Genomic DNA, 18989 nt, shown 5'->3' on the forward strand with positions numbered 1-18989 from the left:
ATGCGTCGCGGAATATGATAAGAATATGCCTGGCTTGAATCGGCCGATCAATTCCAGACTCACGGAGCGTACACAATGTCGAAGAAATCCGAACAGGCACTGCTGGCATTCATCGCCGGAGCTGCAGTAGCAGCTGGCGCAGCTCTCCTCTTTACCCCCAGGACCGGCCGTGAGGTGCGGGAGAAGCTTGGCGAGGCCAAGGACGAGGCGCTCGAGAAACTCAAGCTGCGCATGAAGGGCATCAAGGGCGCCAAGGGTGACTCGCTCAACTACGACGGCGGCGACTGCTGGATATAACGGGCTAAGGGCTAAAGGCTAAAGGCCCGAATGGTGGATAGGCTGGAGACCCAGGTCCCGGCCTGCCTCCTTCAGATAGTCCTTGATCTCGGCGGAACTTGCCATCCCCAGTACCTCGTCGGCGATCCGCCGGGCTTCAGCCATGGAGATGCGGCGTATCGCTTCCTTCACCCGCGGGATGTTCGGGGCGGAGAGGCTGAAGCTGCGGATCCCCAGCCCAGCCAGCAGTATGGCATTCAACGGGTCCCCTGCCATCTCGCCACATATGGTGGCAGGCTTTCCCGCGCGGTCGGCCGCGTCCGCAACCTTCTTTATCGAATGCAGCACCGCCGGGTGGTGCTCGTCGTACCACTTCTTAACCTTCTGATTGTTCCTGTCGCAGGCCAGCGTGTACTGGATCAGGTCGTTGGTCCCTATGCTGAGATAGTCCACTTCCTTGGCCAGCATGTCTGAAACCAGCACCGCGGCGGGCAGTTCCACCATCACGCCTAGCCCGATCTCCGGGTCGAAGGCCTTACCCTCCCGCGTCAACTCTTCCTTGATCTCCTCGACTATCTGTCGTATCAACCGCACCTCGTCCACACCCGAGATCAGCGGGAACATCAGGTTGCATTTGCCGTGAGCCGAGGCCAACAGTATCCCGGCCAGCTGCTCCCTGAAGATGTCCTCGCGCTCCAGGGAGATCCTGATCGAGCGCCACCCCATGAAGGGGTTGTCCTCCTTGGGATGCGGGAAGTAGTGCAGTCCTTTGTCGCCGCCGATGTCGAGGGTCCTGATGCTGACCGGCCGGCCGGCGAATCCGTCCAGCACCTTGCGATAGATGGTCGCCTGCTCGTTGCGGCCGGGGAAGGCGCTTCTGGCCATGAACGGGAACTCCGTCCGGTAGAGGCCGACACCCTCAGCGCCGTGCAGGTGCGCGACCCGCATGTCGCTCAACAGACCTATGTTGGCCAGCAGTGCGATCCTGCAGCCATCGGTGGTTTCGGCCGGGAGGTCGCGGATCCCCTCGAGGGCTCGCTGCTTCTGGTCGAACTCGCCCTGCAGCCTCTCGTATTCGACCTTGATCGCGCTGTCCGGGTTGATGTAGACGCACCCCGAGGTGCCGTCGACTATCACCTCGCTCCTCGCCCCGACCTGCTTCAGGAGCCCTTCCACCCCGAACACCGCCGGGATACCCAGGGCCCGGGCCATGATGGCGGCATGGGCGTTCGTGTTTCCCTTCTCGGTGGCGATGCCGATCACCTTGCCGTGGTCCATGACCGCCAGGTCCGAGGGGAGGAGCTCACGCGCGATGATGATCCCGTCGTCCCTGATCTTGCCGCGCTTCCCGTGGGTTCCGTTCAGGGCGTCGCAGATCCTGCGCCCGATGTCCTCCATGTCGGCTGAGCGCTCCCTGAGGTAGGGGTCCTCCATCTTGGAGAAGGCGGTCACGTAGTCGTTCACCACCTCGCAGACCGCCCTCTGGGCGCCTACGCCCCCCTCGATGAGGGAAGAGATCTTGCCGATGAAGCCTCGGTCCTCGAGGATCATAAGGTGGCTGTGGAAGATGGCGGCGTCCGCCTCGGAGAGGATCTCTTCGACCCTTTTCTCCATGTAGATGGTCTGGATCCTCGCCTTTTCCAGCGCCAGCATGAACCTCTGCTGCTCTTCCGCCCGCGGTCTGACCCTCTCCACTTCAGCCTTTTCCAGCGGTCCCCGGTGCAGCACCGAGACCTTGCCGCCGGCAAAACCGGGGGCGATCGGAATGCCGAAGACCACCGTCTGGGTCGACGGCTGACGCCTGGAGGGGCGCGGGTCCTTGGCCTGGCCGTTACGCTTCAGTCGCTCCACCTCGGCCGCGAAGAAGGCGCGCTCTTCTTCCTTCTTGCGGATCGAGTCCAAGAGCTTAGCGTTGGAGACGATGGAGGAGATCTGCCAGGCGATAGTCGAGACGGCGCTGATCTCGTGCGGCGTGAAGGTGCGCGCCTCACGGTTCTGGATGACGATGACGCCGATGGGGTTGTTTCTTTCGAAGAAAGGGACGCCCAGGAAGGAGAGGACCTTCTCCTCCTTGGTCTGGCGGAAATACTTGTAGCGCGGGTGCAGGGGGGCGTTGTCGGTCGCCACCACGCCGCGCTGCTCTACGGCGAGGCCGGTGAGACCTTCGGAGATCTTCATGGTGATGCCGACGGAGAGCCTGGAGAGACCCCGGGTGGCGTGCAGCCTGAGCGTCTCGCCGTCCTCCTCCAGCAGGTAGATGGAGCAGACGTCGGAAGTGAGTCGCTTCGCTACCAGGTTAACGATGTTGTCCAGCGTCTCCTGCAGGTCGTGGGAATGAAGTATCAGCGCGCTTATATCTTCCAGCGTCCTCAGTCCCAGCTTTTCCCCTGTTTCTTCCGGCATCCTTTCCCCTTTTGTGTCACTGATCGCCCGACATCTTACGGCAACTGCCGATCCGGCACAGTCGTTACGGCCGGCTGTGACTGCCTGAGCACAAGCTGCCCAAGCATTCTCTGTCACAGGGCATATGCGTCACTGTCAGATCTCAACCCCTTTGTTAGTATATATACCAGGATCGAAATGTGAAGCCTTTTTATACTATTTTCAGCGTCTGCTGTTGGCAAAGTAACCTTTTCTCTGCTATAGTGTGCGCCAATGATAAGCAGTCAAAGAGCGCGGAGGTCGCAATGGGAACAACTTTCGATGAGAAGCTGGCAAACGGCATCGCCCACATGGAGTCGGGTGACTATGCCAAGGCCGTAGGGGCCTTCAACGAGTGCCTGGCTCTCGAGCCGGAAAACCCGGAGGGCTATTTCTACCTGGGCGAGGCGCTTTCCGAGGCCGGTCAGTCCGACAAGGCTATAAGTGCGCTGAAGAGGGGGCTGGAGCTTGCCCCCGAGGACCTCGATGGCCTCACCTCGCTCGGTGACGTCTACTTCGAAGCCGGCAGCCACAAGGACGCGCTGGCCTGCTACCGCAGGGTCACCGAGCTGCAGCCCAAGGACTGCGACGGCTACGTCAGCATGGGGCTGGTCTACAACGCCATGGAGCGTGCGGATGACGCCCTGAAATCCTTCCAGCGGGCCCTCGATCTCGACCCGAGTAACGTCTTCGCCCTCAACGCCATGGGCGATCTCTATTATGGGCTGGGCGACAACGAGAAGGCCATCGCCAGCTACCAGAAGGGGATCGACATCGACCCCACCGACGCCACCGCCCGCTTCAACCTGGGCGAGCTCTACTACGACATGGAGGAGCTGGAGGCCGCTGAGCGCGAGACCCTGAAGGCTATCCGGCTCGATCCCGACTTCACCATGAGCTATCTGACGCTCGGCAACATCTGCATCGACCAGGACCGCACCGCCGATGCCATTGGCTACTTCGAGACCTATCTCAAGAAGGAGCATTCCCCGCAGGCGCGGGAGATGATCGCCGAGGTCAAGGCTGTGGTCGAGGGACTTAAGGAAGAGATGCGCGGCTGATCTTCGAGGGGCCGGCCCCCGAATGGTTGCCAGGGAAGTAGGGGGCACTCGCCCCCTTTGCCTTTTCCAGCTACTTCTTCAGCTTGGCCGTGATGGCCTCGATCACATGATACGCGTCGTTGATGGCGGTGTGGATCAGGTTGGGGTGCCTCTCTTCCTGGATCGCTCCCTTGCTGATCCTCATGTAGGACGGCGAGATCGCTCCGCCGATCACGTAGACCCCCTTCCTGGTCGACTCGAATTCGGAGGTCAATAGGAGCAGGCGGTCGCCTTCCTTGGCCACCTGGCAGACCCCCTCCGCGCAGGCGATGGTCTGCACACCGACGCTGTCGAAGATGGAAAGGGGCCCCTGGCTGCCGATGCAGGCAATCACGTTCTTCATCGGGAAGCTCATGGCGTGATAGCGCTCGATGCCGCCGGGGAGCTTGTCCTCGCTCACCCTTATCACCAGCCGGTCCACCCCCTCGTCGTCCACCTCACCGATCCTGGGCGTCGCCCCGGGTAAAAGCCTGATGTTTCCCCCCAATAGGATCTCTTCTCCCAGCCTCTGGGCCGTCTCCTTGTTGACGTCGAAGGTCTCGGCGACGTGCGCCCAGTAGACCGGCTCCTTGTCGTTGACGCTCCGCTTTTCCTTGAGGATCGAGATGATCACGTCCGCCGCGCTGTTTCCGCCGCCGATGACCAGGGTCCTGACCCCCAGGTACTTCCTCGGATCATCCAGGGTCTTGGCCACCATCTTGGCATCGCCGTAAACGGAGAGTTCCTTCGGTATGGAGCTCCCGAAGGCCAGGAGCACCTTCCTCGCCTGGAAGACACCTTTGCTGGTGACCACCTTCAGGAAGTCGCGGCCGTCCTGGATGTCCTCGAACTGGGTCTCGGTCAGGACGTTCAGCCCCTCGTGCTGCACGAAATGCTGCACGTACTGGATGTATTTCTCCACCGTGACCGGCTTGTCGGGCGGGCGCAATTCCTCGACCAGGAAAGGCTCCGGGTCCTCCTTGGGCTTCGAGGGGTAGACGTTTTTCCCTTCCGGGTAGGTGGTCGCTATCCCATGGAAGACCCCCTTGCCCGACTCGATCAGCAGGTGGGAGAGTCCGCTCTTGTGGCACAGGTAGGCTGCGGCTACCCCGCCGGGACCTCCCCCCACGATGATTACGTCATATCTTTGCTCCATGGCGATCCTCTCTCATTATAATGATGTCCCAACTATACACGGTTCGTCCTCCCCGTGCCAAGCCAATAAAGACTTTCCTTGGCAAATGAAGCCCTTGGGGTACTATTATGGCAGTTCAAATCACCGCACACGGGAAAGGAGGACGGGTTATGGCACAAAGAGAAAGGGAAGAAAACAACGCAATGTTGGGAGCCATGATGTTGCTGGTCGGCGGCCTGGTCGGCGCCGCGGTAGCCCTCATGTACGCGCCGCAGAGCGGCGAGAGGACCCGCAAGGGGATCCAGCGCTACGCCAAGAAGGCCCGCAGAAGGACCGAGGACGCGATGGAGGCGGTGGAGGACTTTTCGGAGCAGGTGGCCGACATGGCCGAGGCGGTGGGCGACCGGGCGGCCGATCTCTTCGGCAGGAGCAAGGGGATGGCCTACAGCGCCAAGAAGGGTCTCATCAGGGCCTTCGAGGAGAGCGAGGACCGCCTGGAGAAGCAGCGCAAGCGGCTTATGAAGATGGTAGGTTAGGCACTCAGGGCACCCGCAGGGTGATGTCGCCGTACCACGCGGTGGCCTCGTCCTGGGTGTCGTCGGTATCGGTCATAATGGCAATCCCCCCCAATAGGGGGGGCTCTTCTCCGAAGATCCTCTTGTAGTCCTCGTGAACGTTCCGCTCTTCACTGACCCACTTCCCGACCTTCTCGTCACCGCTCTCCACCGCCATAATAACCGAGTTGGACGTGTACGGGCTCGGCACCTCGCTCCCCTTGGGCATCTTCGCGGACCAGACGTAGTTGATGGCGCGCATCCTCCAGAAGGGGCGCGGGAAGATCACGTAGATCCTGGCCGCGAAGTCATCCCCGCTTTTCAGCTTGATGTCCTCGCGCTTCAGGGTGTGGTCGATCTTCCAGCTCCAGGTCAGGACGGGATACTTCCTGGTATCGACGGTGATCTTCTTGATCTTGCCGGAGCCCGCCTTCACCGCGTGGGCCTTGAGCTTCCCGTCTTCGAGGGCGTAGCTGGTCTTCCCCTTGTACGATTTGTCGGTCCAGCCGCCAAGCTCCGAAGCGCTGAAGCGGCCGACCGGTACTTCGGAAGCCGTCGCGGGTTTCCCGGCGGATGCCCCGACTGATTTCCCGGCGGGCGTCGCGGAGGGGGTGCCGCTGGGTGAAGCGGCGGTGGCGGAGAGGATCAGGCTGGCGATCAACAGGTGGCTGAGCATATTTTCCTCGGAATAAAAAAAGGCCCCACCCCCGGAGGGGGCGGGGCCTCTTGTAGCAACGGCTAGATTCCCTTGCCGGTAAGCTTCACCAGCGCCTCCATGTACTTCTCGGCGGTCTTCTGCACGATCTCGTCCGGCAGCGGCGGGGCGGGAGCTGTCTTGTTCCAGTCCAGGGTCTCCAGGTAGTCCCTCAGGAACTGCTTGTCGAAGGAGGGCTGGGGGCCACCCGGCTGGTAGCTCTCCTTGGGCCAGAAGCGGCTGGAGTCCGGGGTCATGCACTCGTCGATGATGATCAGCTCGCCCTCGTAGATGCCGTATTCGAACTTGGTGTCGGCGATGATGATCCCCTTGGTGTCGGCGATGTCGCGGGCCTTCTGGTAGATCTTCAGCGTTACGTCGCGCACCCTCTCGGCAGTCTCCTGGCCGCAGAGCTTGGCCATGGTCTCGAAGGAGATGTTCTCGTCATGGGTGCCGAGCTCGGCCTTGGTGGAGGGGGTGAAGATCGGCTGCGGGAGGCGGTCCGATTCCTTGAGCCCCTCGGGGAGCTTGATGCCGCAGATGGAGCCTGTCTGCTGGTAGTCCTTCCAGCCGCTTCCGGAGATATAGCCGCGCACGATGCACTCGGCCGGAAGGGGGGCGGCCTTCTTCACCAGCATGGAGCGGCCGGCCAGGGTCTCGGCGTAGGGCTGGCACTCCTTGGGGAAGTCGGCGACGTCGGTGGAGATGATGTGGTTCTTGATGATGTCTTCCATCTGGCGGAACCAGAAGGCCGAGATCTGGGTCAGTACGTACCCCTTGTTGGGAATGCCCTCGTTCATGATGACGTCAAAGGCTGATATCCGGTCGGTGGTGACGATGAGAAGTGCGTCCCCAAGGTCATAGATGTCACGCACTTTGCCTCGGGCTGCCAGCTTCAGTCCCGGGAAATCCGTGGTAAGCACCGGCTTGGTCATAATCTTTTCTCCTTTTCAATCGGTTTAGCGTGAAAAGTGAAAGGTGAAGAGCACGTGAACGTACCCTCCACCTTCCACCTGATAACCATGTCTTATGTCAGTTACTGCCGAAACCCCTTGACGAGCTCGACAGGCCCGGTATGAGCTTCTCGAAAGGTGCCGTTAATCGGCGATGACAGCCGGGTTGATCTCGATCTTGGCCTTGGCGCGGAGCTCCTTCAGCCACTTGTCCAGCGCCTCCTGCTGTTTCTTGGGCACGAGGTTCTGCCTGATCGTTTCCTTCTCCTTGGCGAGATTCGCGGTCGGACCCTCGATCCTGTTCTTGAGCTTCACTGCGTACCAGCGGTCCCCGACCTTGACCACGTTCTTGGCCACCGGGGCCGCCTGGGTCAGGGTGAAGGCGGTTTCCATCAGCTCCGGCGAGGTGCCGACGGTCGGGATGTTCCCCTGCGGAGCGTAGCCGAAGGCCCCGGTATCCTTGGTCTGGACTCCGCCCTTCGCCAGCTGGGCCAGTGCCTCCTCGGCCCTCTTCTTGGCCAGGTCGGCTGCCTTGGCCTGGACCGCCCTCTGCTCCACGGCGCCCCTGATCTCGGCCAGCGGCGGCACGGCGGCCGGTTTACGCTCCAGCACCTTCACGAGGTAGATCCCTTTGGAGGTCTCGACCGGTCCTCCGAGTTCACCCTGCTTGAGGGCGAAGGCGCGGGAGACCAGGGCGGTTTCCCCTGCGATGGATGCGGCCGGAGCCTGGGTGGTGAAGAGGGGGGTCTTTTCGACCTTCGCGCCGAGCGCGGATGCCGCCGCGTTGAGGTCAGCCTGGGCGCGGAACTTGTTGACCGCGTCGGCCGCCTTCTCGAAGGCCTCTTTGGCGGCCTTCTGCTTCTGGGCGTCGGCGGTGGCCTTGTCCTTCACTTCGGCAAAGGGGAGTATACCACCCTTTCCCTGGTAGCGGTCGATGTTCTTCTGGTAGTAGGTCTGGGCCTCCTCGGAGGTGACCGTCACCTGGGAGGCGACCTGCGCGGGAGAGACGATGGCGTAGGCGATGCTGATCTGCTCCGGGGTCTTGAACTCGTTCTGGTGGTCCTGGAGGTAGCTGGTCAGCTCCTGGTCGGTGAGCTTGATCCCACCCTTGACGTCGGCAGGGGAGAAGGTGACGTACTGCAGGTCGACCTTGTCGTTTTGCTTCTTGTAGGCATCCAGGATCTCCTGGTCGGTGACCTTGGCGGAATCGGTGATCTTCTTCTTGGCCTTCTGCACCAGGAGATCTTCCTCCTGGGCATCCTCGAAGGCCGCCGGGGTCATCCTGTTGGCTTTCAGGGTCTGCTGGTACTGATCGAAGTTGAACTGGCCGTCCTTCTGGAAGGCCGGAACCTTGGCGATTTCGGCGGCGACCTCGTCCTTGCTGACCTTGATCCCCATCCGCTTGGCCTCTTTGCGGATCAGGAGGTTGTCAACCAGGGTGTCGACGGTGAGCTTCTTGATCCCCATCTGCTTCTCCATCTCCGGGGTAAGGGAGCGGCCGTAGATCTGCTCGTACATGGAGCGCGTGCGGTAGTAGCTGCTCTGGAATTCGTCCAGGCTTATCTTGGTGCCGTCGACCTTGGCCGCATAGCCGGAGGGGCCCCCCTGCTTGTCACCACCTCTACCCCAGACCAGGAAGATGGTCCCTATGAAAGAAAGCACGATTACCACGAAGACTATCTTTATAACAATTGACTCTTTGTACTTTCTCATTATGCCAAGCATTGCAGTGTGGACTCCTTTGTAGGGAAGGTATGGGCATTACATTAGGACAAGAGTGGCGAATAATAATATAATCTAATAGCAAAAGCAACAGGAGAATGAGGATGGCGGCCGGTCTTGCTGAGAGTCGTAAAAGGTGTCCCGGCCCCTTTTCTTTGTTGCAAGGGTGCGAACACTTTGCTATATTTTTCCCTTTGTCAGGTGCGCTACGCCCGAAGTGATAAACAAAGGAGTAAGAGATGCTCAAGATTTTCGATGCCCTTTTCGGCATGTTTTCCAATGACCTGGCCATAGACCTCGGCACCGCCAACACTCTCGTTTACCTGAAGGGGAAGGGGATCGTGGTAAGGGAGCCGTCCGTGGTGGCGGTGCAGAAGGTGCAGAGCACCGGGCAGCAGAAGGTGCTGGCGGTCGGCATGGAGGCCAAGAAGATGCTGGGGCGCACCCCCGGTTCCATCACGGCCATCCGCCCCATGAAGGACGGCGTCATCGCCGACTTCGACATCACCGAGGAGATGCTGCGCTACTTCATCCACAAGGTGCACAATCGCAAGACCCTGGTCCGCCCCAGGATCGTGATCTGCGTCCCCTCCGGGATCACCCAGGTGGAAAAGAGGGCGGTCAAGGAGTCGGCCGAGTCGGCAGGCGCGCGTGAGGTCTACCTGATCGAGGAGCCGATGGCGGCTGCGATCGGCGCCGGGCTCCCCATCACCGAGGCCTCCGGCAACATGATCGTCGATATCGGCGGCGGCACCACCGAGGTCGCGGTCATCTCCCTGGCCGGCATCGTCTACACCAAGAGCGTCCGCGTCGGTGGCGACAAGATGGACGAGGCCATCGTCCAGTACATCAAGAGGAAGTACAACCTGCTGATCGGCGACAGGATGGCCGAACTGATCAAGATCGAGATCGGCGAGGCCTACCCGGGGAACGAGGTGGTCCACATGGAGGTCAAGGGGCGCGACCTGGTCTCCGGCATCCCCAAGACCACCGAGATCGATTCCAACGAGATCCGCGAGGCCCTCTCCGAGCCGGTGACCGCCATCGTGGACGCGGTGCGCAACTGCCTGGAGCGGACCCCGCCCGAACTGGCCGCCGACCTGGTGGACAAGGGGATCGTGCTGGCAGGCGGCGGAGCGCTGCTGCGCCACCTTGACGTGCTGCTGCGCGAGGAGACCGGCCTGCCGGTGGTGACCGCCGAGGATCCCCTCTCCTGCGTCGTGCTCGGCTCCGGGAAGGTGCTCGACGAGCTGGCCCTGCTGCGCAACGTCGCCGTAAGCTCGTAAACCACACAACATCCGGAGCGGCAACTGGACCTAGGGAGCATCATGCAAGATGCTATTGACATAGACGTCGTCATACCTGTCTGGAACAAGCCCAATGAAACGCGCAACTGCCTGGTCAACCTGATCAATAACACGCCAAACGCGCGCTTAATCATGTATGACTGCGGCAGCGATCGCGACACCGAGAGGCTCCTTCAGGAATTTGCCGACGGGCTGGACGATCGGGCGCTGCTGATGCGCGACGACAGCAATATAGGCTTCGTCAGGGCGGCCAACCGGGGCCTGCAGAGGTCGGAGGCCCCGTATCTGGCGCTGATCCGCAGCACCACCGCGGTCTGCGCCGGTTGGTTCGAGCCGCTCCTGGCCTTCGGCTCCGCCCATCCAGAGGCCGGGATTCTCGTTCCCTGCCTCGAGTCTGCCGAGAACGAGTGCACCGGCCCGATGGAGGTCGACCACGGTTCCTTTGCCGCCATGGTCATCACCAGGAAGGCGTACCAGGAGATCGGCGGCCTTGACGAGGGTTTGGATGGCGGTCTGTGGTGCCAGAGGGACTACACCCGCCGCGCCTGCGCCAAGGGGTTGCTCACCTTCCGGGTGCCCGGCCCCGCGCTGGCCTTCCAGGAGGACGTGGCTCTTGGCTCGGTGCGCAGGCGCAAGGAGAACCTGGAGCGGAGCTTGGCCATCTTCAGGGAACGCTGGGGGGAGGGGAGCAATTACGTGGTCCATGTCCCCAAGGGGGTCGAGAGGGCCCTCCTGTGCCAGAAGCTGGAGGTGATGGTGAAGGGAGCACGCCGCGGGGACAGCTTCCACGTCCTGGTCCCCATGGTGCTCTACAAGGCCGCGCTCCTCGCGGGACTGGGGAACCTGCACGAGAACGTCAGGCTGGTGCCGCTGCCGCGCCTGGCCCTGGACATGAACCGCAGGCACATCTTCGAACGAATTGCCGCCAGCACCCCCGGAACTCTTCCCGTCACCGCCGTAGACGGCATCGCCTTTCCCTGGAGCCCGTCCTACCTCTCCTTCACCGAGCTAAGCGAGCGGATCCAGAGTCACTACGCGTAAAACTACAAACGGCTCCAGGTTCCCGGTTCCGGGCATTTCAGGTACTGAAGCGCTAATCTTCCGCTATGAGATTGTCCTCCCCGAATGCCCTTATCGGGGATCCAGATTTCACGTCGTTTAGGAGCTGGATTCCCGATCAGAATCGCTTCGGGAATGACAGTTTTGGAAGCTGGCGGAAGAATGGTACTAATCAGGTTTCAGGTTGGCCGTTTTCCGGTCGACGCCGGAGCTTCCAGGAGCAGGTTCTGGTAACTTTCGGCAGGTAAGCCATATCGAGAGCAGGGAGGGTTGATGTTAGCAGAGATAAGGTCGCAGCTGAGAAGTCACTGCGATGTGATGTCGGTCATCGAGAAGGAGCTTTCCCCCGCAATTGAGCAGACGGTCTCTCTGCTCACTGCTGCCTTGCGCGATGGAAAAAAAGTCCTGGTCATGGGTAACGGCGGCTCCGCGGCCGACGCCCAGCATTTCGCCGCCGAGATCGTCGGGCGCTTCAAGCTGGAGCGGCCGGCCCTTCCCGCCATCGCCCTCACCACCGACACCTCCATCCTTACCGCCATCGGCAATGATTACGGTTTCGACCGGGTCTTCTCCCGCCAGGTGGAGGCCCTGGCCCAGGCCGGCGACGTGGTCATCGGCATCTCCACCAGCGGCAACTCCCCCAACGTCCAGCTCGCCCTGGAAGCAGCTGCCGGTAAAGGGTGCCGGACGGTCGCGCTGCTAGGCAAGGATGGCGGGACCATCAAGAAGGTCGCCGAGCTTCCCCTGGTCGTTACCTGCAACGACACCCCCCGGGTCCAGGAAGGTCACATCACCATCATCCACATCATCTGCGATCTGGTCGAAAAAAACCTTTTCGCCGCCTGATGAAAAGAGAGCTGACAGCATGGCAAAGAGAAAAGCCGTCTTCATGGACAGGGACGGTACCATAAACGTCGAGGTGCAATACCTCTGCAAGACCGAGGAGTTCGAGTTCATTCCCGGTGTTCCCGCCGCCTTGAAGCGTCTTAAGGACGCCGGTTTCCTGCTGGTGGTGGTAACCAACCAGTCGGGGATCGGACGGGGCCTCTACGACGAGGCCGCCCTGGAGTCGATCCATCGGCACATGCACGAGGAGTTGGCCGGTTACGGGGCCGCCATCGATGCCTGCTATTTCTGTCCCCATCACCCCGAGCACGCCAAGGGAGATTACCTCAAGGAGTGCGCCTGCAGAAAGCCGCTCCCCGGCATGTTGCAGCAGGCCGCCGGGGACCTGGACATCGACCTCTCCGCCTCCTTCATGGTGGGCGACAAGCTGGGAGATATAGAGGCCGGGATCAACGCCGGATGTACCTCTCTCATGGTCCTGACCGGTTACGGGGCCGCCCATGCCGAGCGACGCCCTGCCGGAGTCGAGCTCTATCCGGATCTTCCCGCCGCAGCCGCAGCGATCCTGGCGCTCGACGCCGCGAGAGGCTGATTCTCCCGATCTATTCCCCCCGACTCCTGCATCCAGCCCTATCCCCTCTCCCCTCGGAGAGGGCGCCCGCAGCGCGGGCGAGGGAAGTTGCGAAGTCCGAGCAGTGAGCCCTCTGCCGACCCCCTCACCCTGCCCCTCCCCGGAGGGGGAGGGGATCTCAACTTCTTGACTCCCTGCTGAAACGCTCATAGAGTAGCGCGACCATGTTTGACTGTATCAGGGCCAATCCGCTGTCACCGAGGTGCGCCGATGGAGCTTGTGTCCTACCTTGACCTGATTCAGAACCCCGAGCCGGTTATGACCCTGACGCTGCCGCGGAAGAGCGGCAGGATCCCGAAGGGGACTTACCGTTTCCTGGAGTACTACTGCATCGAGCGCGGATGCGACTGTCGCCGCGTGATGCTGCAGGTGGTCAACGAGAAGATGAAGCCTAAAGCCTTCGTCAGCTTCGGCTTCGACCAGCACGGTCCTTTTGCCGGACCCTATCTGGAGAATTCGAAACGGCAGGGCCCCTACGCGCCGGACCTCCTCGAGCTTTTCGTGAAGTACCTCAACGCAGGGCCTCAATATATCGAGATTTTGTACCGGCACTACGTGGCGGTTCGGGAGAAGTCGGAGGTGAAGACGTACGCGGGGAAACGATTTCCGAAACCGGGGACCCTGGTCTATCAGGCGACGGCGCCGCCTGACCTGGCAGCGGAAATAGAGGAGTCGCTAAGAACCCTGCAGAAGGGGCGCCCCTCTCCGGGAGCGTCCACTGGACCAAAGGGGAGACCCGCAGCCGCGTCGCCAGAGGTCAGACCGCCCAAGCCTGAGACGGTGGCCTCCTTTGTTTCACGCTACGTCGAAGCGGGGGCCGCCGGTCACTCTTCCGCTATCATCCGGCTCCAGGACGACCTGCGGAAGTTCCTGCTCGCTGACATGGGGGCGGGGGAGGAGCTGGCTTCACTTCTGCCGGCACTTTACCAACAGTCGCCGCAACCGGACGAGCAGATCCAGGGGGCGCTGAGGCTCCTTTTCGACACGCTGGATCTCCTGGACGAGGAGGTCGAGGTTGGCAACGTCAGGGCCAGGAGGTCGATGGAGATCGTGCAAAAGGCCCTTGCCCGGCATATCTACGCGGAGAACGAGGACCCCGATCTCTGCGCCGCCGTGACCAATATCCTGGTACAGAGCAGGGTCGACATCCTCCCCGTGCTCCGGGAATCGAATCCCTTGACGCTTGCCTCCTGCGGCGCGCGCACGGATCTGCACGATCTGCCGGCTGAAGACGTGCTGACGGGGATCTCCAGAAGCTTTCAATCGATCGGTGTCACCTCGCCCTTCGAAGGTGTCCAGGAGTTGCTCGACCTCTTCACCCTGAGCGATACCGGCATCCAGACCGCGCTGATCGGCGAGATGTTCGAGGCGGAAGACCCTCTGCTGCGCGATGCGGCGGCACTGATGCTCTTTCATCACGACTCCGGGGTGCGCCTGGGGGTATCGAGGATACTCTCGACCATCGACGGCCGTCGGATCAGCGGGGAGACCCTGCGCCGGTTGATCATCTCCCGCAACTGGTTCGAGAACGAGGTCAGGAGGGATGTGGACCGGGGGATCGCCAGTGCACGGAAGGCCAGGGTGGAGTGCGCGCCGATCAAGAGGCTCCCCTCGACGACGGTGTATGCTTCGTCCATCGACCCCGTGGGGGAACAGTCCTTCCAGGTCCTGGTCCCCGATGGCCAAGCCTTCGCCAGGTGCACGATCGTCCTCAAGCAGGAGGAAGGTGTTGTCAACTCCTTCGTGGTGCCGCTGAAGTCCCAGTACCAAGTGGACGATATCGTCAAACTCCTCAGGAATGATCCTTCCTTCCTCGAGTCCTCGGCGGAGCATCTTGACCTGCGGGTCTGCAACGCCCTGGCGGACGGGGCCCGCGCCGGCAAGGTTCCCAGCCATTGGCTGGTGCGGATAGCCGAACTCCTCGGGCGGGACCGTTGGCGGATCATTACTTTGGACGCCGCGAGGGAACTCCTGCTGCTGCAAGAGGAGCTGGCCTCGCATGATCCGAAGCTCCTCGAAGAGCGGGAATATCGCGACTCCGTCGAGCTTTCCTGTGCTCTTTATGCCGAGTCGCCACTGCTTAACAGGTGGCATGAGCATGACGAGGCGGTTGACCGTGAGGTCGAGGCCGCACGAGGTAGAGGTAAGGCGATCGATTCCGCGGCAGCAACCGACCGCATCCTCGGCGTGCTGGAGAAGCGGCGGGGCTATTGGCTGGAGCGGCTGGTGGTGACGGCGTTGTGGCTGAAATCGTCATCCAGGCCTCCGGTCAAGTGGCATCGCATCTACCACCTCGCCCAGGCCGTCGCCGATGAAACGATCCCCTTCAGGGAGATCCCGCTGATGGTTTCCATCGCCCAAGCCACTCTTCGGGCTTACATATCAAGTAAAGGCAAGGCTCCTGGCAAGCCTGCAGAGGTCAAATGATGCATCTTTCACCAGCAATGCTTCCCCTCCTCTTTCTCACCGGCGCCCTCGCAGGCCTCATCGACTCCATAGCCGGTGGGGGAGGGCTGATCACCATCCCCGTACTCCTCGGCATGGGGCTCCCCCCCCAGGCCGCTCTCGGGACCAACAAACTGCAGGCCAGTTTCGGCTCCTTCAGCGCCATGGCCCATTTCGTCAGGGCCGGTACCGTGGATCTGCGCGAGGCGCTGGCGGGGATCGTCTGGACGGCAATCGGGGCGATTCTGGGCTCCTACACCGTCCAGCAGATCGACCCCGGTTTTCTCAAGCGCGCCATCCCGTTCCTGCTTCTTCTCATCCTCTGCTATACCATCTTCACCCCTAAGCTTGGCGCGGAAGAGGTGCATCCCAGGATGAAAAAGGGAGCCTTCTACGCGACCTTCGGGCTCTTGCTGGGGTTTTACGACGGCTTCCTCGGACCGGGCACCGGCTCTTTCTGGGTCATCGCCATCATGCTTGGGCTCGGCTTCGACATGCGTAAGGGGACCGGCTACACCAAGGTCTTCAACTTCGTGAGCAACATCGTTTCGCTGGTGCTCTTCATCGCCGGCGGGCATGTGGTGATGGTGGCTGGATTGCTGATGGGGGCAGGGCAGGCGTGCGGTGCCAGGGTCGGCGCCAGATTGGTGATCAAGAAAGGGACCAGCCTGGTAAGGCCGGTCTTCATCTCCTCGGTGCTGGTGGTGACCGCGAAGCTCTTTTACGATAATTATAGGTAAGGCTAAGGGCTAAGGGCTAAGGGCTAAGGGCTAAGGGCTAAGGGGACTCCCCCCCTCCCTTGACGGGCCTGCGCGCTGTAGCACGCTGGCGCGCAAGCGGGAGGGGGCTGGGGGGCTTGCAGATGCTAGATCTCCCGCATGGCGCCCGCCTCGCCGGTATGGGTCAGACTCAGGGCCTCCAGCTCTTCCTCCAGGTGCGCGATCATCTCGCCCAACTGCTGTAGATAGACTCCCGGGGCGTCAGGCAGGTTCCGCAATGCCGACTCCAGCCGCCTCGCGGCGGATACGCTCGCCTTGAGCGGAGCCAGCGGGTTCACCTCCTCGCGCAGCGCGGCTACCTCCTTGTACTTCTTCAATACCGTCGGGTGGCTGCGCTCCTCTTCGACCACGCTATTCCTCAGGTCGACATACTCTTCCTCGGTGAACCCCTTCTCCTCCTTGGCCTTGCGCAACAGGTCGATGGAGCGGTAGTCCGGCAGCGGCTTCAATTCTTCCCGTGCTTGCAGAAGCTGCGGCTCTTCCTTCTCCATGAAGCGGTAGGCCGTGGTCAGTTTCTCGGCGGTTCCGCGCTTGATCCTGATCTCCTGGACGCAATATTCCTCGAAGCTTTGATAGCCCCACTCCCGGAAGTGGCCCTTTCTGCTGACATCCAGCAGTTTCTCCCCGAGTTCGACCCACGAGGACTTGAAGCGCTTGGCCTTGTCGAGTACCTCGTAGCGCTCGGATCCCGGCTCCACCCGTTGCATGATGGTTTCGATGTGACGTTCGCTGGTTGATTTCGGCGTTTCCGGCATTCGTTGCCTCCGTCCTGGTTTTGCCTTCCATTTTTGCTGCGGAACAGAGAAATTAGCAGAAACGGGCAGGTTTTTGAAGTTTTTTATCTTGGAGATGAAGGGGAATGGAGTTAGAATTTCCTTGATATGCTTGGTATAACTGTCTGACCGTGGCAGCAGATACTCTCATTGTGTTAGTGGCGGTAAAGTAATGGATACATATTTCGGTGATAACAATCACCACAAAGGAGATAACCGACCATGGAGCAGCGTCTGACAGATATGGAGATGCTAATAATGCACCAGGGGCATGTCATAGACCAGTTGAACGAGGTGGTTACGCTTCATCAGACCAGCATCGACCGACTGACCCTGGAACTGAAGATCCTCAAGGAGCACCTCAGCGGAATGATGACTTCGCAGAACAAGACGTCTTCCGAGGAAGAGCCCCCGCCGCATTACTAAGCGTTCGTCTGCCCCTCGTCCTACGGAGAAGGGGGTGAGGGACGTAAGCCATGCGGTGCCGGCTCTCCCTTTCGTAGGAGCGCCCTCCCGGGCGCGAACCGCAGCAACGATGCCCCTCACACGGCAAATCCCCCCTGTCCCCCCTTTGACAAGGGGGGGACGTCTGGAAGCAGCCGCGGTGGACGGCACGCTGTTGAATGGTGAATGGTGAATGGTGAATGGTGTCACAGTTCCTGGGCGCATAGCCTCCGTGGTGCTGGTGAAGGTCCATTTACCCCTCGCCCTACGGGAGAGGGGCAGGGGTGAGGGCTGGGGCCATTATGGAACCGGTCCGACAAAGGCGAATCCCCCCTGTCCCCCCTTTGACAAGGGGGGGACGTGTGCGGCTCTTTGACAAGGGGGGGACGTCTGCGGGGAGGGACGTGCTGTTTGCCTAGGTAACTTTGAAGAATAGCCCTAGCTTTGAATGATCAAGAGCCGTGTCCGCAGTAGGCGGGTTGCTCCCGTTGTAATGCGCGATCGGCACAATCTAGCTTTGAATGATCAAGAGCCGTGTCCGCAGTAGGTTTTCCTCTGTGTTCCTCTGTGTTCCTCTGTGGTGAGGCCTTTCCAGCCGAACAATTACGAAATGGGAGATGTTATGAAGAATGTAACTTTGGGCGCCACCGGGCTTAGCGTCAATCCGCTGGTCTACGGCACGCTTCCCCTTGGCCCGTTGCAGGCTGCCGTTTCCCCCGGGGAGGGGGGGCGGCTGATCCGTTATGCCTTGGAGCGCGGGGTGAACCTCCTGGATACGGCCGAGATGTACCAGACCTACGCGCATATCCGCCACGCCCTTGCCGGCTTCACCGGCGAGGCCTTCATCGCCACCAAGACCCACGCAAATAACGCGGAACTGGCCCGCGCCCACGTGGAGCGTGCCCTGAAGGAACTGGACCTGGAGAGGCTCGACATTGTCCATCTGCACGGCGCCAGGGTGGCTGACCCCTTCACCGACCGGGCCGAGGTCATCGAGGAACTGGTCCGGATGAAGGAGGAAGGAAAGATCCGTCACGTCGGCCTCTCCTCGCATTTTGTCAGCGCCATTGCCAAGGCTGCCGCCCATCCCGAGATCGAGGTCATCCACCCGCTGATCAACCGGACCGGCATGGGGATCATCGACGGCACGAAGGAGGAGATGGCTGCCGCCATTGCCGACTGCGCCGCTGCGGGGAAGGGTGTCTATGCCATGAAGGCCCTGGCCGGCGGCAACCTGATCTCCAGCGCCCGGGAAAGCCTGCGCTTCGTCATGGGCCTCTCCGGCGTCCACGGTATCGCCATCGGAATGCTCTCCGAACCGGAGATAGACGGGAACCTCGCCCTCTTCGAAAGCGGCTTGACCGAGGCGCAACTCTGGGATCAACTGGAAGGAAGAAGGCGCAAGCTGCGCATCATGCAGGCCTTCTGCAAGGGATGCGGCGCCTGCGTCCCGGCCTGCACCAACAACGCCCTCGACCTTGTCGACGGCAAGGCCTGCGTAGACGAGGAGGTCTGCATCCTGTGCGGCTATTGCGGTGCCGCCTGCCCGGAATTCATCATCCGCGTGGTTTAGCTCTCCTGCTTCTCAATCTGGTGTTTATATTTTAGTTAAAATAATGTAGTATCCCCGCCATAAATCTTTTCTTAAAGGAAGCCATCTTCAATAAGCAAGATGGCTTCCTCTCTTACCTGCTGTACTTGCTCAATATATTGTATTAATTTCCTGTAATTTGTTTATTGTTGTTATCGCAGACCAACCGTTGATTGGACCGGTTCCTAGCATTCTCCGGTGAAATTAACTCTACAGTTACTTCAAATTCATGCCGATAGAGCAGTAACACAATGGCGTGCGAAGGCGTTTCCATATGGTG

Annotated in this window: 17 protein-coding genes; 11 read left to right on the plus strand and 6 right to left on the minus strand. The window is 60.9% G+C overall.

The genetic code is table 11. The annotated features are described in order from the left end of the window. Positions 1-75 precede the first annotated feature (75 nt). A complete protein-coding gene (locus tag AC11W3_RS10215; protein ID WP_484092082.1) occupies positions 76-297 on the plus strand; it encodes a YtxH domain-containing protein in 222 nt (73 codons plus the stop codon). Positions 298-315: 18 nt separating this feature from the next. Here the strand turns inward: AC11W3_RS10215 and ptsP are convergent, their stop codons facing one another. Further along, the gene (ptsP, locus tag AC11W3_RS10220; RefSeq protein WP_484092083.1) at positions 316-2679 is read right to left on the minus strand and encodes a phosphoenolpyruvate--protein phosphotransferase; all 2364 of its coding nucleotides are present in this window, start codon (positions 2677-2679) and stop codon (positions 316-318) included. A 284-nt stretch (positions 2680-2963) separates the two neighbouring features. Between ptsP and AC11W3_RS10225 the strand changes: the two genes are divergently transcribed. After that, positions 2964-3758 carry a tetratricopeptide repeat protein gene (locus AC11W3_RS10225; RefSeq protein ID WP_484092965.1) on the plus strand — a complete coding sequence of 265 codons (795 nt, stop codon included), beginning with the start codon at positions 2964-2966 and terminating at the stop codon, positions 3756-3758. A 70-nt stretch (positions 3759-3828) separates the two neighbouring features. On the opposite strand, the gene AC11W3_RS10230 is transcribed toward AC11W3_RS10225, so the two are convergent. Beyond that, a complete protein-coding gene (locus AC11W3_RS10230; RefSeq protein ID WP_484092085.1) occupies positions 3829-4932 on the minus strand; it encodes an NAD(P)-binding domain-containing protein in 1104 nt (367 codons plus the stop codon). Positions 4933-5081: 149 nt separating this feature from the next. On the opposite strand from AC11W3_RS10230, the gene AC11W3_RS10235 reads away from it, so the two are divergent. Continuing rightward, complete coding sequence (locus tag AC11W3_RS10235; RefSeq protein ID WP_484092086.1) at positions 5082-5447, plus strand: YtxH domain-containing protein; 366 nt, start codon at positions 5082-5084, stop codon at positions 5445-5447. Between the two features lie 4 nt (positions 5448-5451). Here AC11W3_RS10235 and AC11W3_RS10240 read toward each other — a convergent pair whose 3' ends face one another. The 3 genes from AC11W3_RS10240 to AC11W3_RS10250 all read right to left on the minus strand — a co-directional run bounded on the left by AC11W3_RS10240 (position 5452) and on the right by AC11W3_RS10250 (position 8837). Beyond that, positions 5452-6141: a DUF3047 domain-containing protein gene (locus AC11W3_RS10240; RefSeq protein ID WP_484092087.1), complete on the minus strand. Its 690-nt coding sequence runs from the start codon at positions 6139-6141 to the stop codon at positions 5452-5454. A 62-nt stretch (positions 6142-6203) separates the two neighbouring features. Further along, positions 6204-7094 carry a phosphoribosylaminoimidazolesuccinocarboxamide synthase gene (locus AC11W3_RS10245; RefSeq protein ID WP_484092088.1) on the minus strand — a complete coding sequence of 297 codons (891 nt, stop codon included), beginning with the start codon at positions 7092-7094 and terminating at the stop codon, positions 6204-6206. A 162-nt stretch (positions 7095-7256) separates the two neighbouring features. Then, on the minus strand, positions 7257-8837 hold the full coding sequence (locus tag AC11W3_RS10250) for a SurA N-terminal domain-containing protein (RefSeq protein WP_484092089.1): 1581 nt from the start codon (positions 8835-8837) through the stop codon (positions 7257-7259). Between the two features lie 236 nt (positions 8838-9073). Between AC11W3_RS10250 and AC11W3_RS10255 the strand changes: the two genes are divergently transcribed. The 6 genes from AC11W3_RS10255 to AC11W3_RS10280 all read left to right on the plus strand — a co-directional run bounded on the left by AC11W3_RS10255 (position 9074) and on the right by AC11W3_RS10280 (position 15862). Beyond that, a complete protein-coding gene (locus AC11W3_RS10255) occupies positions 9074-10120 on the plus strand; it encodes a rod shape-determining protein (protein WP_484092090.1) in 1047 nt (348 codons plus the stop codon). 42 nt (positions 10121-10162) lie between these two features. Next, positions 10163-11182, plus strand: coding sequence for a glycosyltransferase family 2 protein (locus AC11W3_RS10260; protein WP_484092091.1), 1020 nt, complete (start codon positions 10163-10165; stop codon positions 11180-11182). Positions 11183-11473: 291 nt separating this feature from the next. After that, positions 11474-12046, plus strand: a complete 573-nt coding sequence (gene gmhA, locus AC11W3_RS10265; protein ID WP_484092092.1) for a D-sedoheptulose 7-phosphate isomerase — start codon at positions 11474-11476, stop codon at positions 12044-12046. 19 nt (positions 12047-12065) lie between these two features. Next, positions 12066-12638, plus strand: coding sequence for a D-glycero-beta-D-manno-heptose 1,7-bisphosphate 7-phosphatase (gmhB, locus tag AC11W3_RS10270; protein ID WP_484092093.1), 573 nt, complete (start codon positions 12066-12068; stop codon positions 12636-12638). 249 nt (positions 12639-12887) lie between these two features. Further along, positions 12888-15104 (plus strand): hypothetical protein, encoded by a 2217-nt coding sequence (locus AC11W3_RS10275; protein WP_484092094.1) that lies wholly within the window; start codon positions 12888-12890, stop codon positions 15102-15104. After that, on the plus strand, positions 15101-15862 hold the full coding sequence (locus tag AC11W3_RS10280) for a TSUP family transporter (RefSeq protein WP_484092095.1): 762 nt from the start codon (positions 15101-15103) through the stop codon (positions 15860-15862). The genes AC11W3_RS10275 and AC11W3_RS10280 overlap by 4 nt, the downstream gene beginning before the upstream one ends. Before the next feature lie 125 nt (positions 15863-15987). Here the strand turns inward: AC11W3_RS10280 and AC11W3_RS10285 are convergent, their stop codons facing one another. Beyond that, entirely contained in the window at positions 15988-16656 is a 669-nt protein-coding gene (locus tag AC11W3_RS10285; protein WP_484092096.1) for a hypothetical protein, read from the minus strand. Positions 16657-16896: 240 nt separating this feature from the next. Here AC11W3_RS10285 and AC11W3_RS10290 point away from each other — a divergent pair, with 240 nt between their 5' ends. After that, on the plus strand, positions 16897-17100 hold the full coding sequence (locus tag AC11W3_RS10290) for a SlyX family protein (protein WP_484092097.1): 204 nt from the start codon (positions 16897-16899) through the stop codon (positions 17098-17100). Between the two features lie 640 nt (positions 17101-17740). Continuing rightward, positions 17741-18691 (plus strand): aldo/keto reductase, encoded by a 951-nt coding sequence (locus AC11W3_RS10295; RefSeq protein WP_484092098.1) that lies wholly within the window; start codon positions 17741-17743, stop codon positions 18689-18691. Positions 18692-18989 lie beyond the last annotated feature (298 nt).

It is taken from the genome of Geomonas sp. (genome assembly GCF_056994735.1).